Origin of the sequence: Flaviflexus massiliensis (assembly GCF_001375495.1) — a bacterium.
Taxonomy (GTDB): domain Bacteria; phylum Actinomycetota; class Actinomycetes; order Actinomycetales; family Actinomycetaceae; genus Flaviflexus; species Flaviflexus massiliensis.
Genome location: NZ_LN831056.1, coordinates 59375 through 76314 on the forward strand (window position 1 = coordinate 59375; position 16940 = coordinate 76314).

Consider the following 16940-nt stretch of genomic DNA (forward strand, 5'->3'; position numbering starts at 1 on the left):
GTTGCACAATCACTGACGCGTTTCCGAGAGCATGGCATGCAAACCTTTGCACGGCAAGCTGTTAGTCAATCTCGACAGGGGTGTCGGAAGTTCAAGCGCGAAATTGGTGCTTCCGTGAGCGAAAAGGGGCAACATATGTTGATTTGGCGATCGTAAGTTGGGTAGATATAGTGGAGTTGTCAAATAAAGCGAAACGAGGAGGTTTCTTTTGAACGCCCAAGCACCCCGCGTCCGGACACTCGGACTCCACATCGCCGATGTTCTCGGACGGTACGTCGACAAGATTCCCGATGGCCAGGGACTGACCCTGCTTGATGAGATCAAGCTGACCGTGGCAGGCACCGCCGCTGCACCCGCAGTCAACCTTGCTCGCCTCGGAGTTCCCGTCGCAACGTCCGGTGTTGTTGGCGACGATGCTCTGGGCCAGTTCGTTCGGTCCACGATGGAAGGGGAGGGCGTTGACGTCACGAACCTCCGCGTAGATGCATCAGCTCCGACCTCTGCCTCGATGCTCAACATCCGCCGCGACGGTAGCCGTCCCGCACTCCACGTTGTTGGTGCTAACGGCAAGATCTCCCCGGAAGACCTGACCGATGACATTCTGGAGGGCATCGAGATTCTCCACCTCGGTGGAGTGGGTCTCATGCCCGGCATCGACGGCCCCGCAACGGTCGATTTCCTTCGCCGCGCCAAGGAAAAGGGCATTATCGTGACCCTTGACCTGCTCCCCACGGGCTCCGACTCCGACCACGAGGCACTCGATGACTGCTTGCCCTACGTGGACTACATCCTGCCCTCCGACGATGACTCCCTGCTCCTGTCGGGTGCGGACAACTACGCGGATGCTGCTCGATGGTTCCTTGACCGCGGCGTCAAGACCGCGATCATCACCCTCGGTGCCGAGGGCGTCAGCATCAGCACGAAGGACGACATCGATCGTCGCTACCCCACCACGAAGGTCGATGTCGTTGACACGACCGGCTGTGGCGACGCATTCGCCTCCGGCCTCATCCGCGGTCTCCTTGACGGTGAGCCGGTGGAAGAAGCTGCTCGCCTGGGCATGGCCTGCGGTTCACTCGTCGCCCAGGGGCTGGGCTCCGATGCGGTTCTCGAATCCTACGAACAGGCGAAGGCATTCGCCGATACCCTCCCTCGTGTCTAAATGCGGGCACTGCTCGCGGGGCCTCACTCTCCCTGCGAATAGTGAGTAGGTTGATAGGTAGGTGGCCTCGAAAGCAAGTCTTTCGAGGCCACCACTGTATTCTCTTACCTCGCTACGTGAGTATGAACTCGATCGCCCTACTATTCGCTGAGCTTGGCTTCGACTACGCCCTGTGGGCCGGCTTGGCTGGCGACCTCGTTGATCACTCGTAATTCGAGGGTGCGTCCGTCTTCCTGATTCGTGTAGGTTACGAATACTGAACCGGCACCGCCATCGCTCGCCGTGCGCTGCCAGTTGGGCCCGCCCTGCTCGCCCAGAACCTCAATAACTTCCGGAGTTGCGAACTCCTCCATGGTATTCGTGTACCCATTTCCCCAAGACACCACGAGAGCGTCCGCGTACTCGACAGGATCTGTGGGAACCGAGAAATCGGTTGGTTCTGTCTCCCACTCCTGCGGCGGATCCGATGTTTCGGAAGGCTCAGTCGGCTCGGCCGTCTCCGTGGGGTCGGCCGGCACGGTCGTGTCAGACGGTTCGGGGTCAACAGGTGATGGGCTGGGATCGACGGGCGTGGGCTGATTGCTCTCACCGGTCGTTTCCTGGGCGGAGTTCGACTCGCTTGTCGTCGCTTCATCGGTGCTGTCGGAGCAGGCAGCGAGGGTGATGGCGAGCGCGCTACTCGCCGCGACTGGCAGTAACCGTGTTTTCCTCATCGGAGTCAGACCTCTTTCCAGGGGATTCCTCTTGAGATCACCCAAGCGTCGTCAGGTCCCCTCACCTGGCACAGTCTTTCACTACGAATGAGTCAGCGACAGTGGAGAGGCCGTGATTGAGGAGAAGTGAAGGAGTAAGCGACAGAAAACACTGTCGTGGTAGGCAAAGCACCTCGACTGCACACAGGTGCATGAAATTTGACTGGCGTGAGAAAGGGCGAAAAGAAGGCATGTGCCTCGGTGAGCGAGCGTCTTTGCTCCACCAACAATGAGCTTGGTTGGAAGAGAGCATGCGCTGGCTCGGAACGGCCCGAGATGCCCTTACGGAGTAGGTCAATCGCCTTATGCCCTGTGTCCCCCTCGCGGCTGATTCACGGTTGTGAGAGACGGGTAGAGGACCGGGAAAGGCTAGAGCCTCGCCCCTGTCATGTCATTGTTGGCCACGATACCTTCCAATCCTTGCCTGATGATGACGTCGACAAGTTTCGCTGTATCCCAGTTCTCGATGTACTGGTCAGTCAGGGGTGCGAGCTGGTTGCGGAAGGCGCTCTCAGTTATACCCTGCCTCCGTGCCTTGCTCGTAGTGCTCTGAGAGTGGGTGACGTAGGCGATCTACTAGGCGTCAATGGAGGGAGGTGCTGGCATACGACACGGGCGCCCAGCTCATCATCTGAGGTGACGGTGTCGAGGTTCTATGGGGGATCCGTATAACTCGACATATCGACCGTGGGAAGCAAATTCGCGACCGCTTTTGAGCGGCGATCGCGATAACTACGAGGAGAAGACAATAATTCCCTCAACATTGAGTTCCAGCATCGGGTTTAACTTCTTTACGGGCGTTGCTGGATTGCTACCTCCGTGAGCGACCACAACCTCAAGGTCGCGCTCCCGCATCGCTGATTCGGCTCCTTCCACTTTCTCCCCAGCAGGCTCGTCCTCCATCAGGGGAAAGGTGTCGGTACGCCAATGAGGAAGGAAAAGAAGACCGTGACGAGAGCAAGGACCAAGGTATTGGCGAGTGGATCCCGGAAACTAATGGGGGACACATCCGAAGTAAAGACTCTGTGTCGAGAGAAGGCGGTCCAGTCACGTGCGCTTCTATCCGTTCGGAACGCATTGCCGCACCCCGCCTGGACTGACGACAGGAGGAGGGAGAAGACGGCAGCAAGAATCATGTATCCGAAGAACATGACAATTACGACGCCCATGAAGGTTGCACGATTGCGTAGCGCAATTTTCACCTGATATCTCGAAAAGCGCTTCGGAGAAAAAGCTTTCTTGGTAGCGGGTATTGAACGATCCAAAGTCATGCAAACTCAATTCGTCGGAACATGCACCCCAACGAAAGGTCTCCAAAATAAACGCCGAGTCCCGTCATCGAAAACATGTCTAAAACTCAAATGAAACGTTCTACAAGTCAGTTGCGATGGTGCATTGAGTTCGAGGTGCGTACGGAGTCTGGGAGCGTGAACTGATGGCAGAAATATTGGTGGATCTTGAGCTTTACCCGAGATCCACCAGTATTCTCTTGGCTGGCAACTCTACTGGAGTTTGACCTCAACCATGGAGGAATTCAATGTCTGTCCAAGCGAGATTGGGTCGAGCTTACTAGGTGTCAGCTGGCTAGGATTCTCCTTCTCATTGGTGATGCCCCAACCGGTTGTGACACTAATGACGCCCGGACGTATTTGGTCTGTGACATCTGCAGTCGCTTCCATCGTTCCCCTGTCGTTAAACACCGAGACTTTCCCGCCGTGAACGATCCCGCGCTGGTTAGCGTCTGACGAGTTAATTTGCACTACCTGTCCCGGCCAGATCTCCGTCAAGTTCTGGTGGTGAATAAAGCTTGAATTGACCTGATTATGGTTGCGCCTATTGACCAGTTGGAGCGGGTATTTTTTCGCGAGTTCTCGGTCCACCCAGGGAGCCTCAACTGGCTCCTTGTATTCGAGGATTGGGTCAAAACCCTTCTGCTGCAAATAGGTGGAGAAGAACTCGATCCGACCGGAGGGGGTGTTGAATTTCTTGTCCCCGAATGGAATCCACTTCTCTGGTGCGACGAGCACGGGCCCTTTCTCAATTTCTTCGAGTGATACGCCAGTTGGCTCGAGTACATTGCGGATCAGATCATCGATCGGCCTGTCGAAATCTTCACCGAAGCCTAGTCGCTTGGCGAGTTCGGTCAGTATCCAGTGATCGCTCCGGGACTCATAGAGTGGTTCGATTGCTTGCTCCATGAGCTGGATGTAGCGGCTTCGGATCCCGGCAAGAACGTCTCGAGTCTCAAACGAAGTGCAGGCTGGTAACACGATGTCTGCGTACTTTGCCGTGGAGGTCATGAAGGGATCTTGGACGACAACAAAGTCCATGCGCTCAAATGCCTCGATCATGCTGTTCGTATCGGGGTGCTGGGTCATGACATTCGTGCCAGCCACGTAAAGCATACGGACCTTGTGCGGTTTTTCTTCGAGCAGGTATTTGGCTACCGCTGTCTGGGGAATTGGTTCGATCGGGGGATTGTCCTGTAATGGAACGGGGGAACCAATCGGCACAAATTGAGTGACACCACCATTGTCGTTCACCCCGCCGCCAAGTACGCCGATGTTGCCCGTCAGTGCGGCGAGGTAGATGTGGCTCAAAACAAGGAGAGTTCCTTGGTCAGTGCGTTGAGCGCCTGCCATGTTCTGAATGATGGTAGCTGGCTTGGCAGCGGCGTATTCTCGGGCGAGATTCAGTGCATCCGAGCGAGGAATCTGCGTGAGCGCTTCGACGGCCTCGGGAGTGTACCGTTTCGCGATCGCTGCCATCCACTGATGGACCGGCTGGTATTTGGCGTTGTCTATCTCGAAGGAGCCATACAGTGCGGGCTTAATATCGCTCTGGCTTGATGGCACATGTTTGCCTGTTTCTTCATCCCAAACAAAGAACGTGGGGTTCTCCGAATCGCCGTCACCCGATGTGGTGAGGAGTTCCAGGTCCTGGAGACTAATGGGAAGTTCTGTGCCGGGTGTCCAGTTCTTCGATTCAGCCTCAAGGTCAATCCCGTCTTTGCCGAGCTTGACTAGGAACGGAGCGTTCGTGTGCTCCTTGACGTAGCTTTCATCGAAGAGTTTCTCGGTCATGATCGTATTGATCATTCCAAGTGCTAGAGCAACATCCGTTCCGGGACGAATGGGTAGCCACATATCGGAGTGCCCGGCAGTTTCGCTATGTCGAGGATCGATCGTGACTAGCTTTGCGCCATTATCTCGCCGGGCCGCAACGATGTTCTTGAAATATCCGACATTGGAAACGGCAGGGTTGTTTCCCCATGCTATGAAGTACCTGGAGTGGATCCACTCATCGCGGAATTCTGAACGGTTTCCGCCCAAGGCGGCATTGAAGCCCTCGGTGACGCCTGGGCAGCACAGTGAGGAAATTGTCGGAGTTGCCCCGCCAAAGCGGTTCCAGAAGGCGGAAAAGAGGCCTGATATTCCAGTCGAAAGTGAGGACCAGTTGCCGGTTCCACCCAGGGGTAGAAACGCTTCGTTTCCACTCTCACTCCGGATGGTTTTCATTCTGTCGGCGATCGTGTCTAATGCTTCGTCCCAGGAAATGCGTTCCCATTCCCCGGCCCCACGTTCTCCTACCCGCTTCATCGGGTAGTGGAGTCGGTGCGGGCTGTACAGCTGGTTGATCCGAGATGTGCCTCGACCGCAGGCCATGATGTTGAAGTTCGGATCGCCCGTAATCTTCTTAACTTGACCGTCTTCCACGTGGATCAAGAGGGCGCAGTGTAAGCACTCGGGAGTATTCGCGGACCGGAAGAGAAGGGACTTGCTGTCCGAATTCGAGTTTTCAGCCGAAACCTTTTGAAGCCCGAAGGAGAGTCCACCAGTAACTGCGGCTGTTCCGCCAAATGCGGCAGACCACTTCATAAAGGCTCGTCGGGACGGTCTTTGCCTCGAAATTGTGTGTTGACTAGTGTTGGTGCTCATCTTCGCGCTCCAAATTCTTTTTCGCATTCCCGTTGATAGCGGTATGAGCATATGACCGAGAACTTGGTCCAAATGGCACCAAAGTCCCGATTAGTTTTCCGGTCGGCCTAAACAGCGTAGCGGCTTGCTTTTTAAGTGGGACAATTCGGCCTAATCGGATGGAGAATGTGACAAATGAGCCTGCGACCAGCAGTTTTAGTCCGTACGTCCAGGTGCATTTATCGCAAGGGTGAAGTGCCGAAATTGTCCCTTATGGGCTCGTGAGAATAGCTGGTTTCCTTATGGGTGGGTGCCCCATTGGGTTTGCTCACGTCTTCAGGCCGTTGTTGTGGTTCCGTGAGTGCGCCCTTGGCTGTGGCGGTGCTTGTGAAATTCTTCTTTGCAAGAACCGGGCTTGGAAGGGTGACTTGCGTGATGGGACCAGACTTGTTCCTCCGTGTGTCAAGCAGAGTTGTAAATGCCAGCCCAACAAAATGTGAACAAAAAGTGAGCACTTCATGTCGAGAAGGTGTCTGACTCGTGCAATAATCGGTCTGGCTATGCGACACGGTCGCGCGGCAAGTCTTCGATTATTGGAGTGGCATGACAACTTCGTCACCGAAACCCAACTCTGCTGAGGAGCTCACCCTAAGGGACGAGCAGGGGAGGAACACCGGCTGGAATATCTTCTTTGCGATATTGATGGCCGTGGCATTCTTCGTCTTTGTTCGATGGGGGCTCGACTATATCGGGGTTGATGCCAACATCCCCCTCTTCTTCCTCTCCGCACTATTCGGGCTGTTCATGGCCTTCAATATTGGTGGCAACGATGTTGCGAACTCGTTTGGTACCTCGGTTGGGGCCGGCACTCTCACCATCAAGCAGGCCCTCCTCATCGCCGCCGTCTTTGAAGTCAGCGGGGCCATCATCGCCGGTGGGGAAGTGACGGACACGGTGCGGTCGGGAATTGTTGACCTGAACGTGGCCAACCTTGACCCGAACGACTTCATGTATGTCATGATGAGCGCGCTTCTGGCCGCCGCTATCTGGCTCCTTTTCGCCTCCCGCATGGGATATCCCGTCTCGACCACGCACTCGCTCGTTGGCGGTATCGTCGGTGCCGCTCTGGTCATCGGCTACGTGACGGACATGGACAACCCGCTCGACATGGTGCAGTGGTCCGAGATCGGCAAGATCGCCGTTTCCTGGGTGCTGTCGCCGGTCCTTGGCGGGATCGTTTCCTACCTCATGTACCGCTGGATCAAAATCCACATTCTGCAGTTCAACGAACGAGCAGATGCTGCTTTGGCGGCTCTGGCTGATGAGCGGAAGGAGCACTCCCAAAAGCACACAAAGTCCTTCCAGGCGCTCTCTGAGCTCCAGCAGGTGGCGTACACCGGTGCTCTGCAGCGCGACCAGGAGAAGCTCAGTTCCGGCAATTATGAAATTGATGAGCTGGAGTCCGACTACTACCGTGAGCTGAAGCGACTCGACCGGAAGGCGGATAAGGTCGACTCTTTCCGTGCGCTTGAGAAGTGGGTTCCCGTCCTTGCCTCCTTCGGTGCCCTCGTCATCGCCTCCATGCTGATCTTCAAGGGCCTGTCCAACGTCGATCTGCAACTGTCGCTCGAATCCAAACTGGGCGTCCTCGCCATGATCACCGCAGCCGTGTGGATGGCAACCTCCATCCTCGTACGCCTGCTCAAGCGCAAGTCCCTGCAGCGTTCCACCTTCCTCGTGTTTGCGTGGATGCAGGTGTTTACCGCCTCGGCCTTCGCGTTCTCGCACGGGTCGAATGACATTGCCAACGCGATCGGCCCGTTCGTGGCGATCCTCGACGTGCTGCGCACGGGAACCGTTAACGCTAGCTCCGCCGTTCCCACGATTGCGATGGTCACCTTCGGCATTGCTCTCGTTGTGGGGCTTTGGTTCACGGGACGCAACGTGATCCGCACGGTTGGTACGAGCTTGACGAAGATGCATCCCTCATCCGGCTTCGCGGCCGAACTAGCTGCCGCCATGGTCGTCATGGGAGCATCGGTTCTTGGCCTGCCAGTGTCCTCCACCCATATCCTTATCGGTGCGGTCCTGGGCATCGGTGTAGCCAATAAGGCGGCTAACTGGCAGCTCATGAAGTCCATTGGCATCACCTGGGTGGTAACACTGCCCGTCGTGTCGGCGCTGTCCGCGGGGATCGTTCTCGGCCTCAGAGTCATCTTTTAAGTCAGAACCCGAGGTTATCTTGTAACAGGAGCACAGGCTTGAAGATGTGGGCCTATCATTTCCTCGGAGTGCGGCGACCAGGCACTCTTAACTCGTGAGGGTGTTGAGGCGGACGCTACCACCTAGGCCCCTCATCTCTGCCAACTGTTGGGATTTCTGCACTGAAGCGGTGGTGGCAGACCGGATGAGCAGGGGGAGTGGGAGCGGCTCTGAGCTTTGCGCTGGTCGTTTCTTCGATTGAGGGGGCTGCAAAAGGTGGCTCCCCACCACCACGGTGCGGTGTGGGATGGGGAGCCGGATATCGCTGAAGTGAGTTGATCAGTAGCGGCCGGGCGGGTCGCTAGCCGGAAACGAGCCCCTTCCTGATTGATCAACTAGCTTGCTGAGCCTTTTCTTGCGCTTCTGTTTTGCTTTCAACTTTTTCTTCGCCGACGATTCTGCGACCTCCTGTACAGCGGTCTCGTCGACGTCCTTGTTCAGTTCGATCATCACCATGACCACCACCTGTGATTCCCACCATATATGCAGGTAGGGAGGGAGTCGATGGTGGATTGAGGGGATGCCAAGGTTGGAAAGAAACGGGTGTTCTCAGGAAACTGTGACCGTCATCAGCACCCAGTCCTGGAGAGTGACCAAAGCTGCGAGCCGGCAGGTGAAGAGTTACGAGATAGAACGAATGGGTGTGCAGGCTGTTTTCTAGCCGCGGAAGGCGGGCGGAATGACCCTGAGCTTTTGATCTTGAAGAACACTTCAGTATTATCTGCGTAATGCTCGAGTATCCGAGCTACTTCCACCGCCATATAACCTAGTTGTATTTCCTTGGGAGGTTGTGAACGGGGTGTGATTTAGGGAAGGCCTCCGGGCAGTATGGGGTTACCACAACTCCTACCAGGCCCGGAGGTCTTCATGACTCACGCTAACGCACCTTTCAGCCTGGTGGGGTGCCCCTATCTTTTCTGTCAAGGGTTATGAGGCTACTTTGGTTGGCCCGGTTTCGTAGAAAGTGCCATCGCGAAGCATCGCAAACATCACCGCAACGCGTCGATGGGCTAGGGCGATGACAGCCTGGTTGTGACGTTTACCAGCAAGACGTTTCTTTTCATAGTAATTTCGCGAAATAGGGTCTGCCCGCAGTGAGGCAAATGCTGAAAGAAACATCGCTCGTTTCAGGCGTTTATTGCCCGTGTGTGAGACTGTTTCAGACTTTATCGAGGTCCCCGATTGCCGGGTCCTGGGTGTCAGCCCTGCATATGAGGCAAGATGAGCAGCAGTGGCGAATTCTTTGCCGGCAAGTTCTGAAATAGTCACCGCAGCCGTCCTGACCCCAACACCGGGCATCGAGGTCAGGACCTGGTAAAGAGGGTGTTTAGTCACCAGCGCCTCAATGTGGTGTTCAACATCGGCCCGTTGACGATACAGCCCTTCCAGCGTGCTGGTCAGATGGGGAATCACTGTCGCCGCCGCGTTGGTGCCGGTCACCGTGACCGTTTGAGTGCCCAAAGCTTCGATGATTTCGGCTGCCCATACTTGCCAACGACGGGCACCGTGCTTCTTCAGTTTCGCTCCGACGCGGGCTTTTCCGGCCTTCTTCAACGCCTGCGGAACAGGCCAGGCCTGAAGTACCGCCAAAATAGCAGGATGATCCAACCGTGGCCCAATGATTTGTTCCAGTCCTGGATGGATTTGGGTGAACAGCCCGCGAACACGATTGCGCGTTTGAGTAATCTGACGAGCCAGATCATCATCAAACCCGGTGAGCATTCCCAGTTCTGCCTCGTTCTCATCCACCCGCCGAAGAGTTCTGAGAGTATGCGGCATAGTGCGAGCTGCTTCAGCAATGATGTAGGCATCCCGCTGGTCCGTTTTGGCATTACCCGGATACAAATCAGCAATTCTTCGCATCGCTAGCCCTGGAAGATAAGCGATAGTGATGCCTAAATCTTGAGCCACTGCCACTGCAAGTGCACCGATGGTCGCAGGCTGATCTACGACCGCCAACACCCGCCCTTGACCGGTCAGCTGCTTGTAAATTTCTTGAAGTTTCGTTTCATCGTTAGGAAGCGAGTGGGAGTAGATCTGCTGGCCGATGCTGTTGACAGCTGTTCCCAGTGATCTGTTTTTCCCACATCGATGCCCAGCCAAATATCAAAGTGTTGAGGTTCCATGACGTGTCGCCTTCGAAGTAGAAAAACCGTGTGTTAAATCGTTGGCTTCTGGTGGCAAACACCTCTCGTCTTACACCCACGTTACGACAGGCATCTTCTGGTGCCACGCCCCTGATCAGCAATCACGAGTGTGCCTGTCCGACCCCGGTGACAACACCCCCCCGGATCATTTAAAAGACAGGGGAAAATAATCATGCCGGGATCGTTCAGCCAACATACCCATCATCTAAGAATCTGGGTTCTCAATAAAGTAACGGGGGCCAGAGTTACGGATGGAGAATGGAGTCATGCACAAGGGACGCCGCTACAAGGCTGAAGAGAAAGCCGCTGCAGTCAGGATGGTGCGTACCCTCCGTGCCGAGCTTGGTACGAGCCAAGGAACGACATCGCGCGTCGCAGAACAGCTCGGCTACGGGGTTGAGTCGGTACGAGCGTGGGTGCGCCAAGCTGACATCGATGACGGAGTCAAAGCCGCAGTCACGACCGACGATCAAACACGAGTGCGAGAACTCGAGCAAGAGGTGCGTGAGCTCAAGCGCGCGAATGAAATCTTGAAACGGGCCGCGTCTTTCTTCGGGGCGGAGCTCGACCGCCAACATCGGAACTAGTGCGGTTTATTAACGCGAATAAGGACGATATCGTCGCTGGTCGGCGGCTCGGGGTCGAGCGCATCTGCAAAGTATTGCAGGTGGCCCCGTCTACGTATTACGCCGCGAACGGCAGGCCAGCATCAGCCCGGCAAATTCGGGATGCGGAGGTCGCGCCACGGCTGCTTGAAATCTGAGAGGCGAACTACTGCGTGTATGGGGTGCGCAAGCTCTGGAAAGCCGCGAAACGTGCTGGCATCGAGATCGGTCGTGACCAGGTCACAAGGCTCATGAAGATTCTCGAGATTGAAGGGGTGCGTCGCGAGAAACGGCACAAGACCACGAAGCCTGATTCGAAAGCACCACGGCACCCCGATCTCGTGAACCGCGTATTCAGTGCTGCCGCGCCGAACCAGTTGTGGGTGACGGATTTGACGTTCGTGCCGACCTGGCAGGGCGTCGCTTACGTCTGCTTCACCATTGACGCGTTCAGTCGCGCGATTGTGGGATGGCGGTGTGCATCGAACATGAAAACCGGGACGGTGCTTGATGCGATCGAGATGGCCCGCTGGTCACGGGGCAGGCATCTTCCAGGCCTGCGTTGCCACAGCGATGCGGGCAGCCAATTCACGTCGATTCGTTACGGTGAGCGTCTTGCTGAGATCGGAGCGACGCCCTCGATCGGGACCGTTGGTGACAGCTATGACAATGCCCTCGTTGAGACGGTGAACGGCTATTACAAGGCTGAGCTTGTGCGCGGGCCCGCCAAACCGGGGCCGTGGAAAACGGTCGATGATCTCGAGCTCGCGACACTGGGCTGGGTGCACTGGCACAACACGAAACGGCTCCACGGCTACCTCGGTGATGTGCCACCGTTCGAGTACGAGGAATCGTTCTATGCTGGGGTTACCAGTGCCAAAGAACTGGTAGAAATCAAATGAGCTGAGTCTCCACTAAACCCAGGGCGATTCAGGTTGTCTTTCGTTTCCAGATGAGAAGTTTGCGCTTCTACGTAGCCGGCGCGCGATATTGCGTGCTCAGGACGTTACCGGAGAGCCTTACGAAATTGAGAGACGACCGGTTGGTTCGCCCGCATTCTCCAGCACGAATACGATCACCTGCACGACACTCTCTACGTCGACCGGCTCACCGGAGACGATGCTGCAACGGTTTCGAGAATCGTCCGCGAACGCTCCTGGGGCCGCCCGGGGCTGGCATGGATGCCCAAGTTGCCACCGAGTTAATTGGTGAATACGTACGAAGCCAGGCTCACGCGTTCAAATCCTTGATGGGAGTACGAATGCTTACACCGAAAGTACACTGCGTTATTTGGCACATTGTTTTCCACTTCCCACACAACGATGAGGCAGGCTACTTAGTCCGGCCTATGTAGCCTGCCTTATCAACGTGCGCCGCAGTAATTAACCCTACTTACGCAGTGGCGCCGCCTTGAATGCTGCCGTCGCCTCTTGGAGGGGTTCCTCCACGGGAATCCGCTCCGCACTCGATGCACCGAGGAATCCGACGGCTTGTGAATGCTCGTACGCATAGACGGTGTCTTCGGGGTAAGCAATAGCGCCTCCGTGACAGAAGACCATTACATCCGGGTTCTCAGCCCGTGCAGCGTCGCCAATCTCATCGACGAGTCGGCACGCGTTAGCCAAGTCCTCTTCCTTGGACATTGTTGACCCAATCGAGCCCCCACGTGTGAGGCCCATGTGTGCAATAACAACGTCGAGGCCGGCCTCACCTACCATGGCACCTTCTTCAGGACGGAACGCATAGCCCATCGTGAACAAGCCAAGATCTTTGGCGATCTTGAGAGCCTCCAACTCCTTGCCATAGCCCATTCCGGTGGTCTCCAACTCTTGACGAAACCTGCTGTCCCAATCAATGAGTCCAACGGTCGGAAAATTCATGACACCAGAGAAGCCAAGCCTCTTCAGCTCTTCCAAAAACACAGGCATCTGCCGTGTTGGATCTGTCCCACAGATTCCACCGATTACTGGAGCTTCTTTGACTATTGGCAGAACCGTTCGGCTACCGAGTTCGATAACAATGTCGTTCGCATCCCCATAAGGCATAAGCCCGGCTAGAGATCCGTGGCCATCCATTCGGTACCTTCCGGAATTGTATACGCCGATAAGATCAGCGCCGCCCTTTTCAGCAAACTTTGCCGATATCCCAGTACCGGCTCCGACAATAACGACCGGGCGCCCATTCTCAATTTCCTTATTTAGTCTTGTGACAACTTCATCGCGGGTGTACTGAATTGACATATTAGGAACCTTCCTTCTTTACTTTGTTTTCTTTGTATGACTGGACAGCAGCACTGATGCCCTGAATTACCGGCGTTGTCTCGAGTGCGGACCCGCCGAGGAATCCGTCAGCACCGGAAGCTTCGAGGGCATCACGGACGGAATCTGGATCACTGAGGAGTCCACCATGAATGAGAGTAAGCGCATCTGGATTCTCTTCTCGGACGACATCATTCATCCGAGCAAGGAGGGTATGCGCTTGCTGAATTTCTTCGACGTCGCGTGATGGGCTAGTAATTCCAAGCATCAGACCCACATGGCTCGCTCCAGTGGCAGCCATCTTGCGCGCCTCTTCTTCATTCCACGCCCAACCGAGACAGAGCATTTCTCGTTCAACCGCAAGCTTGGCTAACTTCAACTCCATCGAATATCCCAAGCCCGCAAGCTCAAGATGTTCTCTGAGCTCACCGGAGTAAATTCCAACGAATGGCTCATTCGTTACCCCAGCAACACCACTACTCTTGAGTTCATCAACGAGTTGGGGCAGTCTTTCGCGCCTGTCGTGTGCTCCCACCCCTGCAATAACTGGAACATCTCCGGCAACTGCAAGGATCTCCGGGAGCGCCGACCTGACGAGTTCATTTGGGTCGTCATATGGCAGAAAGGCAAGTGCGGAGGGTAGGCCCGCCGCTCGGTAGATCGCTGTCGAATAGCAAGCGAGAAGATCTACACCGCCTGCCACAGCTCCGGCTGCAGTGAGACCACACCCTACCCCTGCCGCAACGATGCTCATTTCTTCTCCCAAAGCTTCGTAAACTCAGCCAGGACAGCATCCGTAAACGTTGTGCTATTGATGGGCGCATCTACTTCGACGATGGGGATGTCATCCCGGAGCCCGGCACGAATCTCGTCAAACAGAGCACCATCAGCAATTGGGTCGTAGTATGGTTGCCCTTCCTCTCCGAGTGCCGAGAGCCCTCTGAGAGGGATAACGACAACCGTTGGGCCTGTAGCTATGTTGGCCTTCTGCGTGAATATTTTGCCAAGTGCCGTACTCTCATCGATATTCGTCCGGCAGATAGTCACAGCTGAGTTATGAACATGCACTCGCCGTTCGGGAACCTGGAACTCTTTGGGAACCGTGTGTTCTGCGCCAAAGTTGATGACTTCCAGGGCCCCCGGCACCAGAACTTGCGGGATCCCTGCAAGCCCAGCCGCTTCCATTCTGTTTGGACCGGCGGTCAGAACGCCACCGACAAGCTCATCTGTAAGTTCACTTGTCGTCAAGTCAATGACAGCATCAACAAGGTTGTCACTGACAAGGCCCTCCATCGCGCGGCCTCCAGCCCCGGTAGCGTGAAAAACAGTTGTCTCAAACCCTCGAGATTCGAGTCCAGCCTGCACTGCCATGACAGCCGGGGTAGTCACACCAAACATGCTGATCGCAACGAGGGGCTGACCTGACTCTTCAATGCTGGAGTCATCGGCATAACCTTCCGCCATACCTGCAGCTGCTCTCGAGGCATTCCTCAAAACCCTGCGAGAGATTCGATTGAGGCCAGCAATGTCTGTTACCGAATACATGAGTGAAATATCGCGGGTACCAACATAAGGCGTGACATCGCCACTCGCCATTGTCGACACAAGTACCTTGGGAACTCCAACAGGGAGAACCTGCATCGCCCTACCGATAACGGACGAGCCGGATGACCCACCAAAGCCGAGGACGGCCCCGATATTTCCTTCGTGATTCAACCGTTCCAATACTATTGCCAGGCCTTTAGCCATGGCATCGAGCGCCCGTGCTCGGGCACTGCCCTGCTCACCACCGCGCCGCAGTTCGTGGATGTCCTCCCCGGCAAGCCCTGCCAGTTCACTTGGTCCCACGCTCACCGGTACAGCAGAAGACTCTGTCTCGAATACACCAATATTGATGACTTTCCAGGTTGCACCAACCTTTTCCAGTTCATCAACGACGAAACAGACCTCAGCTTCTTTGGTGTCAATCGTCCCAATTACAATTACGTCTCCCATCATTCACCTCTTTGTGTTGGGGTTTCTCAAACTCTCCCCGGATTTCACTACTAAACCAATGACCACTTAAGACTAAGTGGCAATGGTCGAGTCCAATTCACACCGATAGGATGGAACTCACGATCTCAAATAGGGGGCGCAGATGAATTCGAGTGGAGTGGACTGTGTCAGACCGGATTTCAGGTAGCAGGCTCGCTCGCCAACTCGCAGGGTGGGATGGCAAGGATGGTGCACTGCACACGCTTCTAGCTCACGCAATCCGTGAGTTGATTCGAAGCGGCGCCATTGCTCGGGCAACCACGCTCCCGTCACAGCGCGAACTAGCGCAGGCGCTAGCAGTCAGCAGAACTACTGTCGGCCATGCCTATCAGGAACTGGGCGATGAGGGATGGATCTCAACTCATCACGGTTCTGGAACTCGAGTACGAACCACGGCATTACGCTCTGGTCCGCTGGCTGAGGACGATCGATTAGGTACCTACGCCATACCATCAGAATCATTTGATTTAAGTAGCGGCGTCCTTTCAACCTCGCCTTTATTGCGGCGGGTGTTGCGCAGCAATTGGGACCAAGATCTTCGCCGGTTATCGTCAAACGATCGCTTCATGCCTTGGGGGATCAATGAGCTTCGCGTTGCAGTGGCTCACTACTATGCAGAGGTCAATACTCCTACCGAGCCCGACCAAGTACTCGCAACAAACGGTTCACACCATGCACTGACGCTTCTTGTCTCATGCTTACTGGAACCTGGCGATACCGTGCTGGTTGAAGACCCTACCTATCGCGGTGCCCTTGATGTTTTTAGTCGTCGCGGAGTAAATGTCGTCGGCATAGCATGTGATGACGACGGACCTATTCCAAGTGAACTGATCGCAGCAATCCGTAAGCACACGCCGCGAATGATTTATACGATTCCAACAGCACACAACGTCACCGGAATTACTTGGTCCCCACGGCGCAGAGAACAGATTGCCGACAGTATTAGACAATTTGGGGTTCCCCTCCTCGATGACGGTTCAACAGCTGACCTACATTCCGGCCCCCACCCCGGTCATCTAGCCTCACTACTGCCCGCGGAACTGTCGATCACGATCGGTTCACTGACAAAGTTATTTTGGTCCGGTCTGCGTGTGGGATGGATACGTGCCACCGAGCCCGTATTGAAGGCCGCTCTAAATGCACGTGTCACAAGCGACCTAGCCGGTTCCATTCCATCACAAGTTCTCACAAGCGCATGTTTGCCTATTGCTAATGATGCACGCACGTTGCGGAGAAAAGAATTAGGTCATACGCGAACACTCGCCACATCACTGATCAAGGACTGGTTACCGACATGGGAGTTTGACGAATCCCGAGGAGGCGCGTGCCTCTGGATCAACACAAAGGTCAATTCAGTCCAACTTGCCTCCCGTCTCCGCCGGAACAACATTCTAATCGTGCCCGGTCCCGATTTTTCTCCATGTGACAACTGGCAGACACATGTCCGAATCCCTTTGGGGGATCCAGGCCTGCTCGAGGAAGCAATACCCGCAATAAGCAAAACCGTTGGAATTTTAAATTTTGACGAGGATATGTGAGGTACGCGGTCGAATTCCCCCGGGCCTACAATCCTTGGCGACACCCACTCTAGCCACCATATGCGGGGACCACATGATTGAAAGTCGTTCCCGATCTAGGTGAGTCACGGGGAACAACAGAAGCGCCGCGAGCAAACCGTTCCCTATTGGTATCAGGAGTTCTGCGCACAGATCCGGTCACTAACCGTCAGGCCGATGCCCGTAGCGCCTGCACGTAAACTGGCTCTTCATAATTAAGCGTGTGATTCGGGTTTTGCGCGTCGTG

The 16940-nt window shown here is 55.5% G+C and carries 12 protein-coding genes and 2 pseudogenes; 5 read left to right on the top strand and 9 right to left on the bottom strand.

What is annotated here, in order from left to right; genetic code table 11:
* The first annotated feature begins 208 nt into the window (after positions 1-208).
* Positions 209-1162, top strand: coding sequence for a carbohydrate kinase family protein (locus tag BN1241_RS00345; RefSeq protein ID WP_054951781.1), 954 nt, complete (start codon positions 209-211; stop codon positions 1160-1162).
* A gap of 140 nt (positions 1163-1302) precedes the next feature.
* Here BN1241_RS00345 and BN1241_RS00350 read toward each other — a convergent pair whose 3' ends face one another.
* From BN1241_RS00350 to BN1241_RS00360, 4 genes are all read right to left on the bottom strand, one after another.
* Positions 1303-1875: a superantigen-like protein SSL4 gene (locus BN1241_RS00350; protein ID WP_054951782.1), complete on the bottom strand. Its 573-nt coding sequence runs from the start codon at positions 1873-1875 to the stop codon at positions 1303-1305.
* A 771-nt stretch (positions 1876-2646) separates the two neighbouring features.
* A complete protein-coding gene (locus tag BN1241_RS13370; protein ID WP_261795450.1) occupies positions 2647-2769 on the bottom strand; it encodes a hypothetical protein in 123 nt (40 codons plus the stop codon).
* Positions 2770-2816: 47 nt separating this feature from the next.
* Entirely contained in the window at positions 2817-3116 is a 300-nt protein-coding gene (locus BN1241_RS00355) for a hypothetical protein (RefSeq protein ID WP_187117571.1), read from the bottom strand.
* Positions 3117-3416: 300 nt separating this feature from the next.
* The gene (locus BN1241_RS00360) at positions 3417-5630 is read right to left on the bottom strand and encodes a molybdopterin-containing oxidoreductase family protein (protein WP_230198229.1); all 2214 of its coding nucleotides are present in this window, start codon (positions 5628-5630) and stop codon (positions 3417-3419) included.
* 804 nt (positions 5631-6434) lie between these two features.
* Between BN1241_RS00360 and BN1241_RS00365 the strand changes: the two genes are divergently transcribed.
* Positions 6435-8054: an inorganic phosphate transporter gene (locus tag BN1241_RS00365; protein WP_054951785.1), complete on the top strand. Its 1620-nt coding sequence runs from the start codon at positions 6435-6437 to the stop codon at positions 8052-8054.
* 318 nt (positions 8055-8372) lie between these two features.
* Here BN1241_RS00365 and BN1241_RS00370 read toward each other — a convergent pair whose 3' ends face one another.
* Complete coding sequence (locus BN1241_RS00370; protein ID WP_154665170.1) at positions 8373-8549, bottom strand: hypothetical protein; 177 nt, start codon at positions 8547-8549, stop codon at positions 8373-8375.
* 471 nt (positions 8550-9020) lie between these two features.
* Positions 9021-10219 (bottom strand): annotated as a pseudogene (locus tag BN1241_RS00375) (IS110 family RNA-guided transposase).
* A 272-nt stretch (positions 10220-10491) separates the two neighbouring features.
* Here BN1241_RS00375 and BN1241_RS00385 point away from each other — a divergent pair.
* Positions 10492-11747: pseudogene (locus BN1241_RS00385) on the top strand (IS3 family transposase).
* A gap of 153 nt (positions 11748-11900) precedes the next feature.
* The gene (locus tag BN1241_RS13525; RefSeq protein WP_222704368.1) at positions 11901-12050 is read left to right on the top strand and encodes a hypothetical protein; all 150 of its coding nucleotides are present in this window, start codon (positions 11901-11903) and stop codon (positions 12048-12050) included.
* Between the two features lie 183 nt (positions 12051-12233).
* On the opposite strand, the gene BN1241_RS00390 is transcribed toward BN1241_RS13525, so the two are convergent.
* Genes BN1241_RS00390 through BN1241_RS00400 form a run of 3 tightly spaced genes read right to left on the bottom strand, consistent with a single transcriptional unit; the run spans position 12234 to position 15098 of the window.
* The gene (locus tag BN1241_RS00390; protein ID WP_147599145.1) at positions 12234-13085 is read right to left on the bottom strand and encodes a phosphoenolpyruvate hydrolase family protein; all 852 of its coding nucleotides are present in this window, start codon (positions 13083-13085) and stop codon (positions 12234-12236) included.
* Position 13086: 1 nt separating this feature from the next.
* On the bottom strand, positions 13087-13857 hold the full coding sequence (locus tag BN1241_RS00395; RefSeq protein WP_054951788.1) for a phosphoenolpyruvate hydrolase family protein: 771 nt from the start codon (positions 13855-13857) through the stop codon (positions 13087-13089).
* Positions 13854-15098 carry a Tm-1-like ATP-binding domain-containing protein gene (locus tag BN1241_RS00400; RefSeq protein WP_077138229.1) on the bottom strand — a complete coding sequence of 415 codons (1245 nt, stop codon included), beginning with the start codon at positions 15096-15098 and terminating at the stop codon, positions 13854-13856. Before BN1241_RS00400 ends, BN1241_RS00395 begins: the two co-directional genes overlap by 4 nt.
* Positions 15099-15262: 164 nt before the next feature.
* Here BN1241_RS00400 and BN1241_RS12065 point away from each other — a divergent pair, with 164 nt between their 5' ends.
* Complete coding sequence (locus BN1241_RS12065; RefSeq protein WP_147599147.1) at positions 15263-16675, top strand: aminotransferase-like domain-containing protein; 1413 nt, start codon at positions 15263-15265, stop codon at positions 16673-16675.
* Positions 16676-16940: the final 265 nt, after the last annotated feature.

Coding starts and splice junctions, on each gene's coding strand:
- BN1241_RS00365 (WP_054951785.1), top strand. CDS start 6,435: ATGACAACTTCGTCACCGAAACCCAACTCTGCTGAGGAGCTCACCCTA.
- BN1241_RS00370 (WP_154665170.1), bottom strand. CDS start 8,549: ATGGTGATGATCGAACTGAACAAGGACGTCGACGAGACCGCTGTACAG.
- BN1241_RS00350 (WP_054951782.1), bottom strand. CDS start 1,875: ATGAGGAAAACACGGTTACTGCCAGTCGCGGCGAGTAGCGCGCTCGCC.
- BN1241_RS13370 (WP_261795450.1), bottom strand. CDS start 2,769: ATGCGGGAGCGCGACCTTGAGGTTGTGGTCGCTCACGGAGGTAGCAAT.
- BN1241_RS00390 (WP_147599145.1), bottom strand. CDS start 13,085: ATGTCAATTCAGTACACCCGCGATGAAGTTGTCACAAGACTAAATAAG.
- BN1241_RS00395 (WP_054951788.1), bottom strand. CDS start 13,857: ATGAGCATCGTTGCGGCAGGGGTAGGGTGTGGTCTCACTGCAGCCGGA.
- BN1241_RS00400 (WP_077138229.1), bottom strand. CDS start 15,098: ATGGGAGACGTAATTGTAATTGGGACGATTGACACCAAAGAAGCTGAG.